This is a genomic window from Bacillus sp. TE8-1, from assembly GCF_008368855.1.
In the GTDB taxonomy this organism is placed as follows: Bacteria; Bacillota; Bacilli; order Bacillales; family Bacillaceae_G; genus Bacillus_A; species Bacillus_A cereus.
Genome location: NZ_QPET01000010.1, coordinates 20,274 through 36,155 on the forward strand (window position 1 = coordinate 20,274; position 15,882 = coordinate 36,155).

Genomic DNA, 15,882 nt, shown 5'->3' on the forward strand with positions numbered 1-15,882 from the left:
CACTAATGATAATATTTTTGATATAATCAATGTATAATAAAAATATAACTCATGTAATAGTCTAAGCGGTATACTTAACCAACGGCCGCTTAGGTATTGAGTTATACCCCTTGGAAAAGGTACCTTGCAGCAGGGGTACCTTTTCTTTTGTTTTTAGTTGTAAAATAGTTTAAATAGAAACTATTTAGTTAAAAAGTATAATGATTAAATTGTAATTGAAGTGAAGTATGTATCCCATATGGATATTTTTAAATATTAGAAAGAAAATCATTTGAGTGATGGCTGGTATTCCGATAATAGCTAAACATTGTATCCAGTTAAAATTATACGTGGAAAGATGGAGTAACCCAAATGAGCTTCCAGACAATATTAAAGAGGTTATAATTGAGAAATATAAAAAAGACACTCTTATGAGTGCCCTTCTTAGCAACTAAGTCCGTTGCAGCTACTTACCATAACCCATATGAATTTCTCCTGTAAGAGGATATTTTAAGTTCATATTTAATTATTAAAATAAACCGCACCAAAGTTTTCATTAAATCTTTTACACCAAACAGAAACCGAACCATATTCATTTACATCTATCCCTTCAGGAATTTCGTAGTTTTGGTCTCCTTTATTTCCCTTTAATTTTCCTAATTCAATATACTTATAGTTTTTCACGTCTTCATTATTTTTCAAACGATTTGTAGGAACTAATACAACTCGTATATCTGGCCCATTAGATGTTGCAAAATTAGAAAGTCGTAAAACACGTTTTCCATCCGTTAATTGGTGAATTTTTGCCGTTCCGGCTGTTTCATGGACACCGTTTTGAAACTGACCTTCCCTTATTACTCGATCACTTTGCTGCTTTACTTCAGTTGATTGTATCTCTGCTTGTGGCAATGATTCATTTACGTGCTTATCAATAAATAATTTCTCTGGTCGGAACAATGACCATAAAATCCCCAATACAATTATCAAACCACCTATAAGCCATACATATCTTCTTTTCATAAAGTAAAAAACCTCCTGTAACATACTGTGTAGTAGTATGTTAACAAGAAGGTCTTTCATTTTTCTAACGTAAATGTTACAAAAGTCTTTCAGCCATCTTATTTTTTTACTGATGTGATGGGAAGAGTGAACCAAAATTCACTTCCCTGCTTACCATCTGCGCGATTCCTTACACCAATTTCCCCTTTGTGCATTTCAATTAATGATTTTGCAATGGCTAATCCAAGTCCAGAACCTCCAGATTGTGAACTTCTTGATCGATCTGTTCTAAAAAAACGTTCAAATACACGTAATTGATCATTTGGAGAAATTCCTATTCCTTCATCCCGCAAAGTGAATTGGACCTGTTGAGTTAGTTTATTTTCCACTACAGTCAATTCAATTGTTCCAGAGATAGGAGAATATCGAATTGCATTATGTAATAAATTACCTATGACCCTTTCTATTTTACAAGGCATAATCAAAAGTCGAGGTAATGTATCAGGGACATCCAATTGCACATGGATTTGTTTGTCTCCTAATAAGACAGAATGTGACTCTAATACATCTAATAGAACTTTATCTAAATGTGTTAAACTTGGGTGAAAATCTACTTGCTCAAACTCTAACTTTGAAAGATCAAATAAGTCGTTAATTAATCCATTTAATCTTTCTATTTCTTTTAAAACCGTTGCTAAGTATTGCTTTTTCATTTCAGGATCTTCAATCAGGTTATCTTGTAATGCTTCTATCATCATTTGCATGCTAGCCATAGGTGTTCGTAAGTCGTGTGAGATATTGGTAATTAGCTCCTTACGAGAGTTTTCCTGTTCCTCTAACTTAGTAAACCCTTCTTCTAATTTTTTTGCCATCTGTTGAAAGGCTGTTGCTAATTCTTTAAACTCACGTGGTTCTTGCCCAATTATATACATTGTTTCAAAGTGTCTATCACTAAATTGTTTCGTCAATTTTATTAAATTTTGTATAGATTTCATGATAGGGCGTGTCATTAACCAATAAATAAACGTTGAAATAATAAATGCCACAATTGCAATTACTGTTAATAACTGCGTTTGTTCTGGTTCAAGTAACATTTTCGTCTCACTATACCATATAGCAATTACCATAATACCGGTACTTAATAAATTCATGAGTAACAATTGAATACGTAATCTCACGTTTCATTTCCTCCATTCGGCTCAAAGCGATATCCTATACCCCAAACCGTATGAATCCAGCGATTCTTTATCGTATGTTTCTCGAGCTTTTCACGTAAACGGCTCACTAGCACGGTAACCGTGTTTGATGCTCCTTCATGTCCAAAATCCCAAATTAGTTCAAGAAGCTGTGAGCGAGAAAATACTTGTTTTGGATGCTTTGCCATGAGATAAAGTACCTCAAACTCTTTTACCGTTAACTCCACTTCCTTATTACAAACAAGTACACATCTTGTCTTTAGATATATTTTTAAGTCTGGAAATTCTATCACTTCCGATAGAGATTCTTTTATTTGTATTGGTACTTGGCTTCCTCTTCTTAGTATAATTTGGACCCTTAATACTAATTCACGAGGGGAAAATGGCTTTGTTAAATAATCATCCGCCCCCATTGTTAAGCCTAAAATTCGATCCCTTTCTTCTCCTTTAGCAGTTAACATAATAATAGGGACGTTTGATTGTTGACGAATTTCCTCGCATAATTCCCATCCATCTTTTTTTGGCATCATCAAATCTAATATAATTAAATCTGGTTGATATGTAAGAAATAAATCCCAACCTTCTTTACCATTTACAGCAGTATATACTTCATATTCTTCTCTTTCTAAATACCGTTTGCATACTTCTCGAATATTTTCTTCATCTTCTACGATTAAAATTCTTTTCTTCATATACTATCCTCACTTTTTTTCATCAATAACAAAAAAATTTATTTTTTCTATTCTCGAATAAATATATATAAACTGATTGTATCAACAAATCAAAATTCCTCATTTCAACATAAAAATAAATAAAAATTCAGAATACTATTTATGTAATCCAGATAGTAATCTTAACATTTGATTACTTATATGCCTAGATAAGCATTTAAAATAGTAGTGTCTAAATCATATAAATTAAAAGAAATGAGTCTGATTCAACATCAAACTCATTCCCTATTAGTAGTCTAAATTTTTGTATCTAACTTTTCATATTCAGTTCATTACCGTTTATTTTCAATCTTAGCAATAGAACTGTTACCTATTACTGAGCTCTTGATAGATTCCATGCTATAGTATCCGTCCCGTTTTCTCCATTACCATATTTCATATAATCAATTAAATATCCTACCTTTAACTTGTTACCATTAGATAGTATGTTCCATTGCTTATGGTGTCCAGTGAAATTCTTTGGATATGCATGATTAAATTTAAAAGTACTTGCGTTCTGTTTTTGATCTAAATGGATATAACTATCTTGAAGTTTTAAATATGCATAATCTGAATAAATAGGATTTTGAAATTTAATTAATACCTCTTCATCCTTTTTAATTGGTTTTCCAGGTTTAGGTTGACCTACTCTTTCAATAATTACATTCGCTTTTTCATCACTAGATTTTTCAGACCAAAGATACTCCCATTTATTCCCGGCATGATGACTTCCCCAATAAGCTGTATTTCCATATGAGGCCACAGTATAAGGAACTCCTTCTGTAACAAATTCACCTGAATTATCTACTACATAATCTTCAAATTCTTTATTAGCTTTAACTTCAGTATCAATCTTTTGTATAGGCGTTAAATTGTGTGCGTCATTGATTTCAAATGTAACTTTTCTGTGCGCAGCAATTTCAGATTTAATAGGGTGTATATTTTCTCTAGACTCATATGTAAATCCATTCTCACGTTTAACTAGTGTTACTGTTTGTGACGGAGCATTCCATTTCTTGCTATAAGTAGTAGGAATCTCTTTACTCACCCCAAATAAACCAGGTAAAATTGTTGCCCTAATCTTTTGCGTCACAGAATCATAACTACCTTCTACTAATGTTGGTTGCTGTAGTTTTGCAAAAGCACCGTGTACAGAGTCTTTATGTAAATAACCGCGATCTCCCTGTCTCGCTTTTAAATCGTTTAATGCATCAGTTCCATTATTAGCTGAAACCACTGATACGTTATTAGTACTTTTAGCCTTGTTTACAATATGATTTACTTTTTTCGTATCTATATTTACATGTTGAAAAACTTCGTTATAGGATAAAACTGGCTTATCAGCAAGGGATTTGTCTTTAGGAGTATATACTCTAAACTTTGGTATATTTCCGATATCTGTTTCTAATTGTTCCGTAGCTGCATGCACTCTAGACTCATATCTTCCTGAATCCCCCAAATGCATAATTTCTTCACCTTTTTCAATAGATAAATCCATTGTACTTGTAGGTAAAACTTCAATCGAAAGAAGTTCCCCTTGTTCAACAGCTTTCAATTCATCCAAAGATAAGACAATATTTGCATCTGCTTGTCCTTCTAAACTGTCAATAACTACTTCTGTTTTATTGCGTCCACCTTTTTCTGTACTTAAATAGTTTGCTTTATAACGATCTTGTGTTGCCTTTACAGTATTAATAATTTTGTTTCCTAAACGAATATTAAAATGTGGCGAAACATTTTCAGCGGATGCTGTTCCTACATTCTTATATTCCAAATGTACCCGTAATTTTGCTGCGTTCGCTGTGTCCACAGTTGTTGCAGTAGACCAATCAAAATTATTTGTATAACTCTCCGTTTCCGTAGTGGTTTTTGAATATCCGTATCCCACATTTGCTGAAACACTTCCGGAAGGAACAGGACCGGCTGCTGAGCCTTCTACACCACCTGAACCACTTAGACCTACATTAAATGAATGTTGTGTAGATACGCTTTTTTCCCATCCTCTGCTAACGGATCCGCCATTATTATCCGTGATGGTTGCAATAGGAATTACTTCAATACGTTTGACACCAATTTGCAAATTCGGTATGTTGGCAATTATCGGATTGAAATTAGTATCAGAATCGTTGTTATAATTCTCAACCTCATACATATCGGTAAAAGGATCACCATCCGTATTTGCATTCATAGGATTCGATATAAATTTTGGTTTTCCTTTATCCTTCTCAGGATCCCATGCTTTCGCTTCATTTTTTCCAGTTTGTGAATTGAATTCAATTTTATATCCATTAATCTCTAAGTCGTTAGAAATACCATCTTTGTCCCAATCATTGTTTGCCATTTCAATGTTTTGTGTAATGAGCGAACCTATCTCCCCATCGGATCCGAGCGTGAAATTCTTATCTTCTTTTTTTGCATTTGCATTCTCTTTGAATATTTCAACTGTACCTCCTGGATTCGGTTGTTTTACATCTGCTAAAGCTGGAGATGCTAGAGTCAGTGCCATCGATACACTACCTAATACACTAATTGCTGGCTTTAATTGTTTCATTGTTATTTTTCCTCCTTGGTTTCTAGGTCAATTAGAACACCTACTAGTAAGATTAATTTCATCATATATAACAAATCTTTCTTTTCTCTCTCATAACTGTTAAAAAAGTCTCTCGTAAATATTACAAAACACTTACAGAGTTTTTAAAAGCCATAAAATCTATATATGAATCATCAAAAAGCAGTAAAATGTAGAATCGATTCCAATATATACAAAAAAGCAGCTAGCCAAAGCTAACTGCTCACTAACTTATAAATGGTCGTTTTTAGAATTTGATAATCGAGTATATTTTATTGAAAAATTAGAGTTGACCATAAAACCAATATCCGATATATTGGTTTTATGAAAAAAGATATTATTAAACCCATTAAACGTATGTCATTTAGAGATGAAGTATATCTAACTTTGAAAAAAGCAATCGTTACATTAGAGCTGCAACCGGAGCAACGCTTAAATGACAAAGAATTAGCAGAAGAATTTGGAATTAGCCGTACTCCAGTTAGAGAGGCGTTGAAGCGTCTTGAGGATGACGGACTTGTTGAATCTATTCCTGGTTCAGTTACTCGTGTTGCACCATTAAATATTGAGGAGGCGAAACACGCATTTACTGTGGTAGCAGTTTTACACTCGTTAGCTGCTCGTTTAGCAGTACCATTATTAAAAGAGTCGGATATTCAAGAATTAGAGTTCAGTAATAAGGCTTTACTATTATCTATTGAGAAAAAAGATATTATAAAAGCAATTGAAGCTGACGAGTTATTCCACAATGTTTTTTTAGATGTGGCAGGAAATCCTGAAATCATTCGTGCGTTAGAACGAAGTATATCTAAGATTCAACGTCTCGAAATTTCTCAGTTCACTTCTATAAATGGTCTAAAGTCAGTAGAACAACATCAGCAAATTATAGAGGCTTGCAAAAATAATGATAAAGAAACAACAGCGCATCTTGTAGAACAAAACTGGTTAAGTCTTGAGAAATTAATGACTTATGAGGCAGATTGAGATGAGAAATTTGCGCCCTATTTTTTTAGGTATATGTGCTGCTTTCTTTTTTGCTTTCACATTTATATTAAATCGAGCAATGGAATTATCAGGTGGTAGCTGGATATGGAGTGCTTCATTAAGGTTTTTTTTCATGCTTCCATTCCTTTTACTTCTTGTTATGAGTCGAAAAAAATTAAAAGTATTATTACAAGTTATGAGAGAGGATTTAAGAACATGGTTTTTATGGAGCTTTGTAGGGTTTGGTCTATTTTACGCTCCATTATGTTTTGCCGCTGCACATGCACCAGGATGGATAATTGCTGGGACATGGCAAATTACTATTATATCAGGATCTTTGTTAGCTCCTCTTTTTATTCAAACCGTTCAAACACCAGATGGAATTCTTAAGAAAAGAGGAAAAATTCCAATGAAGGGTATGGGTATGTCATTGATTATTCTTCTTGGTATTTTCCTTATGCAAATGGAACAAGCAAAATCGCTTGCTGTAAAAGATATTTTGTTAGGTATTATCCCTGTTATTGTAGCTTCTTTTGCTTATCCGCTCGGGAATCGTAAGATGATGGAGGTTTGTGGAGATCGACTAGATGCTTATCAACGTGTCCTTGGAATGACATTAGCTAGCTTACCATTTTGGTTTTTACTATCCTTGTACGGTCTTTTTACAGCAGGAGTGCCTAGTAAAGAACAAACTATGCAATCTATTTTAGTTGCTATTTGCTCTGGTGTAATTGCAACTATCTTATTTTTTAAAGCGACTGATATGGTTAAAGGAAATATGCAGCAACTTGCAACCGTTGAAGCAACACAATCCATGGAGGTACTTTTTGCTATTATCGGAGAACTAATCTTATTACATTCTTCATTCCCCTCTATTTTATCTTGGTGTGGCATGTTTGTAATAATGCTAGGAATGATAGCACACAGTTATGTTTCTCATAAAGGTGAAACAGTGCATAACCAAAATATTAGTGCTTAATTGATATTTTAAAATGTACAGTATCAACCCTTTTCTAGCTAGTAAAAGTAATGTTATTATTATAAGTTTTATGTCAGAAATTGATTAAGTAACAGAATATGAACAAAAGCCGATACCCTTAATATATAGGGAAATCGGCTTTTTCTTTATAAAAATTTTTCTTAGCTTTCTTTACATTAAAGGGCTAGTTTGTATATTTGAGGAGATGTGCGAGACAGGTGTATATTTAGGGTAATCTAATATTTTCCATTCGAATATGATAGAATAGAAGTATATCCAAAATGGAGGAATAGCAAATGAACTCAAACACAAAACAGTTTATTTATGATATCCAGCAAAGAAAGAACAATTATATAGAAAATGCTTTAATAGCAATACAACACCCTAAAAAAGAGCAATCTGAACAGGTCATTCAAAATATAGTAGAGAAGATGGATATGATGATTAGTCTAGTTACTACGTACATGAGGATTGAATCTGGATCTACGGAAGAATTAAAAGAACTTCAGAAAGAAATTATCCATGCTCAAGCATATATCCAAAAACGAAAATTTGAAGAAACACAGAGATAAAACCCTGTGTTTTTATTTGATGCTCTATGACGCTAATCTGTTATAAATCAAATTACATGTAATTTGATTATTGTTTTGGCATAATCCATACAATTTGTTGAATGCGTACAATATATGGTGCCGTATCTTCAATGAGCAAATGATCTGGTTTCACATCTTTTAACTTTCCTCTTACATTACCTCTTACAGTTTCAATAACTACATGTTTACCAATTATGGATTGTAATGTCTGATATACATAGGGATTGGGGGTACTTACCATATGTTGTTCACTCAAGTCATTTCCTTCCGAATAACTCATTCTATAAGACTCCTTTCTAATTTGCATTCTTTCTCTTAATATATGATATAAATCTTATAAATATGCTAGAAGGATAATTCATTATAGGAACGGAAATAACATTTTAATAAGGTACGGTTTCTATTTTTAAATTGCTAAAAATTATTTATATAAAGTTACTTTTACTAGTTAATAGGTGATGATATATGGATAATTTGAATGTACATCTAGGTTGTTCCTTTTAGAATATGTATGATTTTAAATACGCCCTTTATTAGAATAGTGCTCATACTTTTTTTGAGATTCTTTCGTAATACGTGCGTTAAGTAAAATTGCTAACAATAAAAACACTCCATATTTTCCTCCTGTAGCTCCTATGATAATCACACTACTACAAACAAGTACAATTAATAGGATAAACGAAACTAAATAAATACGATCATAATTCTTTGACATCTTCTCATATTTTATGCGTTCTTTCCTTGCTTCCATCTAAATTCCTCCTTTAAATTATCCATTTCACTCTCAAATAAATCTTGCCCTTAAAAAGGAAACAATATATCGTTTTAAATAATTAGTTTGTTTTTTTATCAACTAGTTTATATAACGTAAAAAGAAATCCTACCAATATTAAGCTTTCTACCATGATAATCCAGACCCTCTCCTTCCTTTTAACCCCAACAAATCAGATGAAAGTTATGTATATCCCATATTAGCTGCAGTTAATAAAAAGGATCCCCTTCTCGTAAAGGCTGATCCTTTTCTTCTTGCATACAACTATTTTTACCTATTCTTGATTAATTAGAATAATAGCTGGTCCATCTACACGAATTCCACCAACTTCGATTTTTTCGTAAGGCTCAACAGTAATGGAAATGATTCCATCCCGCTTCTTTAATTCATTACTTAATTCTTTTGTTAACATTTTTTTCATGTGTACGCTCCTTCTTATTGCTTCATTTACTATTGTAATGTAAATGGAATTTAAAATGGTTTCCTGGCCAGAAAACCATTTTTGTAGTTGACCATATGGTGTTACCAGTTCGTTTATCAATTTTACGTAAAGAAGAGAAACAATTATTATTCACTGTCTCAGTAGATGTAAGAAACCCTTAAAGAGATAGCGGTGAGATTGATTGTTTTTTCTTCTAGAAATAATGACTTAGACAGTATATTACCTAAAACAATGAAAGCCCTACCTCTCTTTCATCCTTACGGATCCTTGTCCGTGCCAGTTTGAATCAGGATTGCAAAAATCAAGTGACTATTTAATCGAGTTATTTGATGAAACTTCGAACGTTCGTAAAAGAAATTTAAAAATAAAAATGGATTAGATTGAAGTAATAACAAAAGAGGTTCCTACTCTAAAAGTGAGTTGAAGAAATTGAATGTCTTTGAAATGATTTGCTTTTAATACTCATCATATTCCCGAAAGATTTAGAATGTTTTCAGAGGATATAATACATTATTTATAATGAACCTTAACAGAAACTTTTTATTTGATTTTCAGTGATTCCTTTAATTAATTCTAGTTCACTGACCAAAAATCTATATGCATCATCCAGCAATTTTTTTTCGCTTGTATTAAGTGCTTTTTCTTTCTTCATACGCATTAAATCCCGTACAACTTCAGCACCTTCTTGTATTTCACCCGTTTTTATTTTTTCCGTGTTCACTTTATGCCTTTGTTTCCACGGCAGTAATTTACAGGATTCTTCATGGTGAAAAATGTGTATAATGTGCTTTAATGCAAGTATATCAGTAACTGGGCGTATATTCGAATTCACTATTTTACCCGTAGGAATCATGACTTGCATCTTACTAATCGACATTTTATGACAAAATACTGTTGTTTTTTTCCTGAGAATTCTTTTTCTTCTATGGCTTCAATTATACCTGCTCCGTGCATTGGATAAACAATGTTATCGCCAATTTGAAACATATAATCCACCTCCATATATGGTAACCTTCTTAACCTTAACACATATGTAGTTTTTTAACAAATATTTTATAATATCATAAAATCATTTTTATCGTCAACCATTTTTTAACAAAAATTAAATTAAGTAAAAAACACCCCCAAAACAATAGGGAGTGTGTCAGATTCCCCATAAAGGGCAAGGGAACTCCACCGCTTATATTCTGAAATCTCTACTCATTAACGTGGATTAGTTTTCCCTTGAAAACGACCAAATCGATCCCGTATTTTTTTCAATCTTGTGTGGTATTCCAAAATCTCAATTCTTGCTTTTTCAGCTAAAGGTGCAATTGGTCGTAAGTCTTTTAACCCCCAATAATCAACCACTACATCAAGTACTTGATTAAAATATTGTAGTGGTCCATAATTCGATTCTTTTGCAATTACAGCCATTCTATTTTCAAAATCAGGCATGACGGCACCTGGCATTTTAAAATTCTTAATCACATTGGCAATATGATAGCAATAATTAGGTTCTAATTCCAAATGTGTTCGAATGACGTCTCGATAAAACGCATAATGAAGTGTTTCATCTTTTGCAAGACGACGTAATAATGTAGCAAGATCTGGATCATGCTTACTTGCAACCTTAGCTACATTATTGTAAAACACCATCGTTGCAAGTTCTTGTAGCGTCGTATACGTCATGGCTTCAATTGGTGTATGAAAATCAGGCTCAAATCCACCCTCAACTACTGACTTTCTTAATTCATGTATACGTTTAGGGTTCACACTTCGAGTGAGTAGTAAATATGTCTCCAATAAATTCGAATGTTGATCCTCTTCTGAAGTCCATGTGTGAATAAAGTCCGTAATAACAGAAAGGGATCCTTTAAAAGTTGCAGATAAATACGTGGTAAACCATGGTAAATTCACTTCTGTTAATAAAGCTGTTTCAATGGCTGTAATTACACCAAAAGGAAGAGTAACTTGACTTTCATCCCAAGGAACTCTTTTAAAGTCCATTCCCTTATCCCATGGTAAAAACTCATGATAACCCCAGTCTATCTTCTGAGCTCTTATTTTATGTTGTTCATACAGTTCTTTTAAACGTGGTTCTAATCGGAAATCTAAATCATTTGTTAGCATCTATAAGTGCCCCCTTTTCTTATCATATAAATTGTCATTCTATTTTTACTCTTAAAATTTTCTACAAATAAATATTACGTTCCTTTTTAAATTCAAACATAATAAATTTGTAACAAAATTCTTTAAGAGCGCTATATTTTTATAGGTTTTTTTTATCAAAAGGAGGACCGTTACATCTATTTTCTTTTTTTATAAAATAGATACTGAGGCATACAATATGTTAGTTAGCCTAAATAAAGAAACTAACCTCAGTAAATTCAGAATAACATTCATGGATGAAGATAATCGTCATGTTATAAATCTTCGTGAGTGTAAAAAGGTGCATGTTTATAAAAAATCGTTTTATAATAAAGATAGATAGTGTTTTATACACACTAACAACTACTAGATTAGATTAAGCACTTGAAAACCAAATACAGTGGATGAGATAGCCCTAAACGACAAATCCCAACTAGAACAATGTACATTGGCTATGTATGGTGAGTTAGACCAAATTTTGTTATACAACAAAAAAAGGGAAGAGGCGATAAACATGCAGTCAACGGAAGCGCATATGAAGGAAAAACAACGTAGAGAAAAAATAGAAATTATATTTAGTCACAGGGTAAAAGGAGAGAGTTATTTTCACGGCTCTTCCTATCAATGGAAAAACATTGTATATCAAAATTATAATAGGATACAACAAAATGAGTTGGAAGTTGAACAACTCATCTCAAAAATAGAAAAAGCAGGGATTCGTTTTACGCAGCACCGTTCACTCATACACTATCCCGTCATTGATTTTGTAAAATATATAGCTAAGATTTATAAGGAACCCTCGAAATACAATAATCATATTTAAAGGAAACCTTTATAAAAGGTTTATTTTCGAGGCTTTTTTAACTAAAACCTTAAAAAATCATTACAACATTCTTTTTATTTTCAATACTCTTCGGTTTTGTTATAATATCAACCATAGCGTATTATATTCGTTTGTATATTTTCATATTTTGGGGATTTTATTACACAAAAAGACAACTCTTAATTGGAGTTGTCTTTTATTTTTCTCGATATACACAATACTATTCTGATACAAAAACATCAAGATTCTTACAACCAAAGAAAAAGTAGGATTTCTAATAAGAGAGATCCTACTTTATTTCCTCATATTCCGTCATTATTTTATGAAACGTGTTTTTCTTTAGCTCTAACATTTGCATAAACATAGTAACTGTCTTTTCTTCACCTTTACATTTATTACAAAAAATGTTATTATTAAAATGAATTATTTTTGTTCGGTGTAAAGGATTTGTAACTTTTCACCTTTATAATCACTGAGAGCAAGGATAGTATTACAATGTGTGTGTTTACACACTAGGAGGCAATACAAATGGAAAAAGGTAATGTAAAATGGTTTAATGGCGAAAAAGGCTTCGGATTCATCGAACGTGAAGGTGGAGACGATGTATTCGTTCATTTCTCAGCGATTCAAGGCGAAGGTTACAAAACTTTAGAAGAAGGTCAAGCAGTGACTTTTGATTTGGAGCAAGGTCAACGTGGACCTCAAGCTTCAAACGTACGTAAAGCTTCTTAATTTTACAAACCAGGGAAGGCAGGCTCTTTTATGAGAGTCTGCTTTTTTTCCGTGAAACAAAGAATCCCCGACTCATAAAGGACATGAAAACAGTAAATCAAATGGTAAACCAAGTCTAGCATATCCTTACGGAGTATCCTAATTTAATTTTTGAGCTACCAACTTTATAAGCCTTTTTTTCTAGCATAAAAGTACCCCCAAAATGAAAATTTTCTTTCTTTACAGTTAGTTACTTTGAGAAGTCAGCTCTTGTTTCGTTTTTGGGGTGATTACCTTTCTTAAGTTGACGGCCATGTAAGGTGACCCCCTATTATAAATAGTATGACATTAATTTTTCTGTTTATTTATATAATGTATAATTTCATTATATAAAAATTCAGCTAAGTCTTCATTACTAAATTGATTTATGTAATTTTTAAATCGATTATCAAATTTATACGCATTTGCAATACATGTCAACATTTCAGAATCACATACAATAGATTGTTCAAGATAACTTTTCCACTCTACAATTAATTGTTGTACTTCATCGGAAGTAGGTGATTGATTAATATAGGAAGCAATTTTTATAAACACTCTTTCCATTTTTTGTTCGAATTCATGAAATAAGTTCGCTTTTTCATTAGGAGAGAGATTTTTCAATTTCTCCTCAAATTCTTTGTATTTTTCTGTTTCCCCATAGATGTATTTCGCTTCATGAGTATATTGTTCTTGTAATGGTAAAATGGATGAATTATTAAAAATATTTAAGTTGTAGATATCCTTTCCTGATACATACTCATCTACCGCAGTAATAACTGCTTCTAAACGTTGTTTTTTTAACAATAAAGTTTGGTTATGCTTCTTTAATAATTGTTGCTGTTCTTCTCTCGTAAGCTTCAATACATCCGCAATTTCCTTTAGAGAAAATTCCATTTCCTTAAAAAATAGAATCGTTTGAAGCTGTGCTAAACTGTTCCTATCATAGAGTCGATAACCATTATCTGTTAAGTAAATTGGCTTTAATAGATTTATTTTATCATAATATTGTAAGGTTCTTTTGGTTATGCCTGTAATTTGGACAATATCTTTAACCGTTAATAATTGTTTCTTCATCCCAAAATCCTTTTATTTCATCTAGTATTAAATTGGCAGGAATTATTGTGGCTTCAAAGATGTTTTTTCCTGTCTTTTCTAAATAGTATTTGATTAAATAGTATCCACAGGCATAACCAGCAGCATAAGGCATATTGACTGGTATATAGTTTTGAAGTTTTGCTAATTCATCACCATAAAGATACGGTGCAATTTTATCAAATCCTGTTAATTGTAATTGTTCCTTGAGCACGGGTTTAATACGTCTATTAAGCATTTCCATAGTTGTTTTCGATACCCAAGGACCGAGTAGATCTTCCCCAAAAATAGAAGTAGCAAAGTTTTCTGCTAAACCCTCACTAACAATTAATTCACCTAAAGTAACCGTATGGTCCCACTGAATAAATTGATATCGAACATTATGATTACATTCATGTGCTAAAGCAGCCTTCATTCGAGGTATTGTGTATTCATTTGGCACAAATGTACACAAAATATAGCCAGGGATACCTCCATCACCACTATATCCTTCATTTAACATTAATGAAGGGCTATTTGGATCCCCTAATAGAATCGTGAATAAGTAATCAGATACACGAAGGTTCACATCATGCTCTCTAAATAAATGAAGGCTTTTCCTAACAGCTTCTTTACACTCAGACCAAAAAGAATCAGACGAAATCAATTCTAATTCTGGTGTAATCTCATTTGTAATCTGATTAGGAGAAATGTTCATTATATTATTCAATGTAATAACATCAAAGCCATTTTGCTCCTCAGCTTTAAAAGGAACATATTGAATTTCCCATTTCCCCATAAACGGAGCCAACATTTCTTGTCTGTATAATTCAACCTTTTCCTCTTTTGGAGCTTGTAAAATTTTTCGATATATTTTATCGGACCGTAATGATTTTATATTCATTTCTTTCACTCCTTATTTAATATAGTTAAAATTATGCACTATGACGTTGCGTTATAGTCAAGTGGGTTAACTAAAAATATAGCAAGAGAATGGGATTATATGTTTTTTGAAATATATTAATAGAACACTTTCATTTGTAATTACCTTAGCTTAGTTTGGATGTTGAACGTATTTGAAAATGTCTCCAAAGCCGAATTTTAAACAACCTTATTGGGGCCCACCACACATCCATTAAGCTATGCTATTGAAATACCCCCTTGCTATCAAGTTAAAAAATCTGTTGTTCTCCAAAACGATAAAAATAAACTTTGGTTCTATAAAAACACAAAATTTTCATTTAGGGGGTACTTAAAAATGTTAGCTTGATAGCCATGGGGTACCACCCCACATCCATCAACTTAAGGATTCGGTGTAGCTTTAAAATAAAGATGGATTAAAAAATATCCTCCTATCCTTATCTAACAACAAATAAAAAAACTCCATTTTGTCAAAAGATTTGTCACTTTACCTATAAGTGGGCCGTAAACTAAAAGAAGCATAAGTTGACCAAAACGGCCGTCTTATGCTTCTTGTTACAAGATTGATTAAAATGGAGTTTCCTTTATGAATATATAAACAAGATTTATAAAAAAATTTAATCATTTTAAGTTGAATTATGTTAGACATTATAAACTAGCAAAAATTTTTTTAGATAGTGCCCTATCTAAAAAAATTTTTAATTGCTTCAAGTCTTATTTTATGACTGCATTCGTCACAGCAATATTTCCCTTTTGGATTTTCCTTGAATTGCTTATATTTTTCAGTTCCTTCATTTACTCGAAATACACTTTTACAGCAAAAACAAATAACCTCATAAAATATCATGACCTTCCCCCTCATCAGGGTGATATGTTACTTTTGAGTTGTCCGCTCAAAGATTGTAATAAGTTCTTTAGTGTAATCTTTAACGTTTAAATCGGGGTTCCTAATTAGCTCTGG

The 15,882-nt window shown here is 32.3% G+C and carries 16 protein-coding genes and 3 pseudogenes; 5 read left to right on the top strand and 14 right to left on the bottom strand.

Annotated features, from left to right (window positions below; all coding sequences use genetic code 11):
• Positions 1-184 precede the first annotated feature (184 nt).
• From DN404_RS31295 to DN404_RS08020, 5 genes and pseudogenes are all read right to left on the bottom strand, one after another.
• A pseudogene (locus DN404_RS31295) lies at positions 185-388 on the bottom strand (hypothetical protein); the annotation flags it as partial.
• Between the two features lie 113 nt (positions 389-501).
• On the bottom strand, positions 502-999 hold the full coding sequence (locus DN404_RS08005; RefSeq protein ID WP_149214944.1) for a DM13 domain-containing protein: 498 nt from the start codon (positions 997-999) through the stop codon (positions 502-504).
• A gap of 98 nt (positions 1,000-1,097) precedes the next feature.
• Positions 1,098-2,156, bottom strand: a complete 1,059-nt coding sequence (locus DN404_RS08010) for a sensor histidine kinase (protein ID WP_098818902.1) — start codon at positions 2,154-2,156, stop codon at positions 1,098-1,100.
• The gene (locus DN404_RS08015; protein ID WP_149214945.1) at positions 2,153-2,866 is read right to left on the bottom strand and encodes a response regulator transcription factor; all 714 of its coding nucleotides are present in this window, start codon (positions 2,864-2,866) and stop codon (positions 2,153-2,155) included. The genes DN404_RS08010 and DN404_RS08015 overlap by 4 nt, the downstream gene beginning before the upstream one ends.
• Positions 2,867-3,218: 352 nt before the next feature.
• Complete coding sequence (locus DN404_RS08020; protein ID WP_149214946.1) at positions 3,219-5,435, bottom strand: binary toxin-like calcium binding domain-containing protein; 2,217 nt, start codon at positions 5,433-5,435, stop codon at positions 3,219-3,221.
• Between the two features lie 342 nt (positions 5,436-5,777).
• Between DN404_RS08020 and DN404_RS08025 the strand changes: the two genes are divergently transcribed.
• The 3 genes from DN404_RS08025 (at position 5,778) to DN404_RS08035 (ending at position 7,988) form a co-directional block, all read left to right on the top strand.
• Entirely contained in the window at positions 5,778-6,437 is a 660-nt protein-coding gene (locus tag DN404_RS08025; protein ID WP_149214947.1) for a GntR family transcriptional regulator, read from the top strand.
• Between the two features lies 1 nt (position 6,438).
• Complete coding sequence (locus DN404_RS08030; protein ID WP_001245211.1) at positions 6,439-7,416, top strand: DMT family transporter; 978 nt, start codon at positions 6,439-6,441, stop codon at positions 7,414-7,416.
• Between the two features lie 296 nt (positions 7,417-7,712).
• Positions 7,713-7,988, top strand: a complete 276-nt coding sequence (locus tag DN404_RS08035) for a hypothetical protein (protein WP_001087712.1) — start codon at positions 7,713-7,715, stop codon at positions 7,986-7,988.
• Positions 7,989-8,055: 67 nt separating this feature from the next.
• Here DN404_RS08035 and DN404_RS08040 read toward each other — a convergent pair whose 3' ends face one another.
• From DN404_RS08040 to DN404_RS08060, 5 genes and pseudogenes are all read right to left on the bottom strand, one after another.
• Positions 8,056-8,289 carry a YuzF family protein gene (locus DN404_RS08040; protein WP_000122223.1) on the bottom strand — a complete coding sequence of 78 codons (234 nt, stop codon included), beginning with the start codon at positions 8,287-8,289 and terminating at the stop codon, positions 8,056-8,058.
• Between the two features lie 237 nt (positions 8,290-8,526).
• Positions 8,527-8,760: a hypothetical protein gene (locus DN404_RS08045; RefSeq protein WP_000388211.1), complete on the bottom strand. Its 234-nt coding sequence runs from the start codon at positions 8,758-8,760 to the stop codon at positions 8,527-8,529.
• Between the two features lie 295 nt (positions 8,761-9,055).
• Complete coding sequence (locus DN404_RS08050) at positions 9,056-9,202, bottom strand: BC1881 family protein (protein WP_000738544.1); 147 nt, start codon at positions 9,200-9,202, stop codon at positions 9,056-9,058.
• A 547-nt stretch (positions 9,203-9,749) separates the two neighbouring features.
• A pseudogene (locus tag DN404_RS08055) lies at positions 9,750-10,210 on the bottom strand (CarD family transcriptional regulator).
• Between the two features lie 216 nt (positions 10,211-10,426).
• The gene (locus DN404_RS08060; protein WP_149214948.1) at positions 10,427-11,335 is read right to left on the bottom strand and encodes an acyl-ACP desaturase; all 909 of its coding nucleotides are present in this window, start codon (positions 11,333-11,335) and stop codon (positions 10,427-10,429) included.
• A gap of 532 nt (positions 11,336-11,867) precedes the next feature.
• On the opposite strand from DN404_RS08060, the gene DN404_RS08065 reads away from it, so the two are divergent.
• Entirely contained in the window at positions 11,868-12,176 is a 309-nt protein-coding gene (locus DN404_RS08065) for a hypothetical protein (RefSeq protein ID WP_124749810.1), read from the top strand.
• Positions 12,177-12,465: 289 nt separating this feature from the next.
• Here DN404_RS08065 and DN404_RS31300 read toward each other — a convergent pair.
• A pseudogene (locus tag DN404_RS31300) lies at positions 12,466-12,573 on the bottom strand (integrase); the annotation flags it as partial.
• A 131-nt stretch (positions 12,574-12,704) separates the two neighbouring features.
• On the opposite strand from DN404_RS31300, the gene DN404_RS08070 reads away from it, so the two are divergent.
• Positions 12,705-12,908 carry a cold-shock protein gene (locus DN404_RS08070; RefSeq protein ID WP_000410775.1) on the top strand — a complete coding sequence of 68 codons (204 nt, stop codon included), beginning with the start codon at positions 12,705-12,707 and terminating at the stop codon, positions 12,906-12,908.
• 327 nt (positions 12,909-13,235) lie between these two features.
• Here DN404_RS08070 and DN404_RS08075 read toward each other — a convergent pair whose 3' ends face one another.
• From DN404_RS08075 to DN404_RS08085, 3 genes are all read right to left on the bottom strand, one after another.
• Entirely contained in the window at positions 13,236-14,003 is a 768-nt protein-coding gene (locus DN404_RS08075) for a MerR family transcriptional regulator (RefSeq protein WP_149214949.1), read from the bottom strand.
• Entirely contained in the window at positions 13,978-14,904 is a 927-nt protein-coding gene (locus DN404_RS08080; protein WP_113304978.1) for a DUF2268 domain-containing putative Zn-dependent protease, read from the bottom strand. The genes DN404_RS08075 and DN404_RS08080 overlap by 26 nt, the downstream gene beginning before the upstream one ends.
• A gap of 699 nt (positions 14,905-15,603) precedes the next feature.
• Entirely contained in the window at positions 15,604-15,768 is a 165-nt protein-coding gene (locus DN404_RS08085; RefSeq protein WP_069355893.1) for a DUF2197 domain-containing protein, read from the bottom strand.
• Between the last annotated feature and the right edge of the window lie 114 nt (positions 15,769-15,882).

Bases quoted from the DNA above. Each gene is read 5' to 3' on its own strand.
- DN404_RS08045 (WP_000388211.1), bottom strand. From the start codon at position 8,760: ATGGAAGCAAGGAAAGAACGCATAAAATATGAGAAGATGTCAAAGAAT.
- DN404_RS08040 (WP_000122223.1), bottom strand. From the start codon at position 8,289: ATGAGTTATTCGGAAGGAAATGACTTGAGTGAACAACATATGGTAAGT.
- DN404_RS08025 (WP_149214947.1), top strand. From the start codon at position 5,778: ATGAAAAAAGATATTATTAAACCCATTAAACGTATGTCATTTAGAGAT.
- DN404_RS08085 (WP_069355893.1), bottom strand. From the start codon at position 15,768: ATGATATTTTATGAGGTTATTTGTTTTTGCTGTAAAAGTGTATTTCGA.
- DN404_RS08005 (WP_149214944.1), bottom strand. From the start codon at position 999: ATGAAAAGAAGATATGTATGGCTTATAGGTGGTTTGATAATTGTATTG.
- DN404_RS08020 (WP_149214946.1), bottom strand. From the start codon at position 5,435: ATGAAACAATTAAAGCCAGCAATTAGTGTATTAGGTAGTGTATCGATG.
- DN404_RS08070 (WP_000410775.1), top strand. From the start codon at position 12,705: ATGGAAAAAGGTAATGTAAAATGGTTTAATGGCGAAAAAGGCTTCGGA.
- DN404_RS08030 (WP_001245211.1), top strand. From the start codon at position 6,439: ATGAGAAATTTGCGCCCTATTTTTTTAGGTATATGTGCTGCTTTCTTT.
- DN404_RS08080 (WP_113304978.1), bottom strand. From the start codon at position 14,904: ATGAATATAAAATCATTACGGTCCGATAAAATATATCGAAAAATTTTA.
- DN404_RS08035 (WP_001087712.1), top strand. From the start codon at position 7,713: ATGAACTCAAACACAAAACAGTTTATTTATGATATCCAGCAAAGAAAG.
- DN404_RS08015 (WP_149214945.1), bottom strand. From the start codon at position 2,866: ATGAAGAAAAGAATTTTAATCGTAGAAGATGAAGAAAATATTCGAGAA.
- DN404_RS08075 (WP_149214949.1), bottom strand. From the start codon at position 14,003: ATGAAGAAACAATTATTAACGGTTAAAGATATTGTCCAAATTACAGGC.
- DN404_RS08050 (WP_000738544.1), bottom strand. From the start codon at position 9,202: ATGAAAAAAATGTTAACAAAAGAATTAAGTAATGAATTAAAGAAGCGG.
- DN404_RS08065 (WP_124749810.1), top strand. From the start codon at position 11,868: ATGCAGTCAACGGAAGCGCATATGAAGGAAAAACAACGTAGAGAAAAA.
- DN404_RS08060 (WP_149214948.1), bottom strand. From the start codon at position 11,335: ATGCTAACAAATGATTTAGATTTCCGATTAGAACCACGTTTAAAAGAA.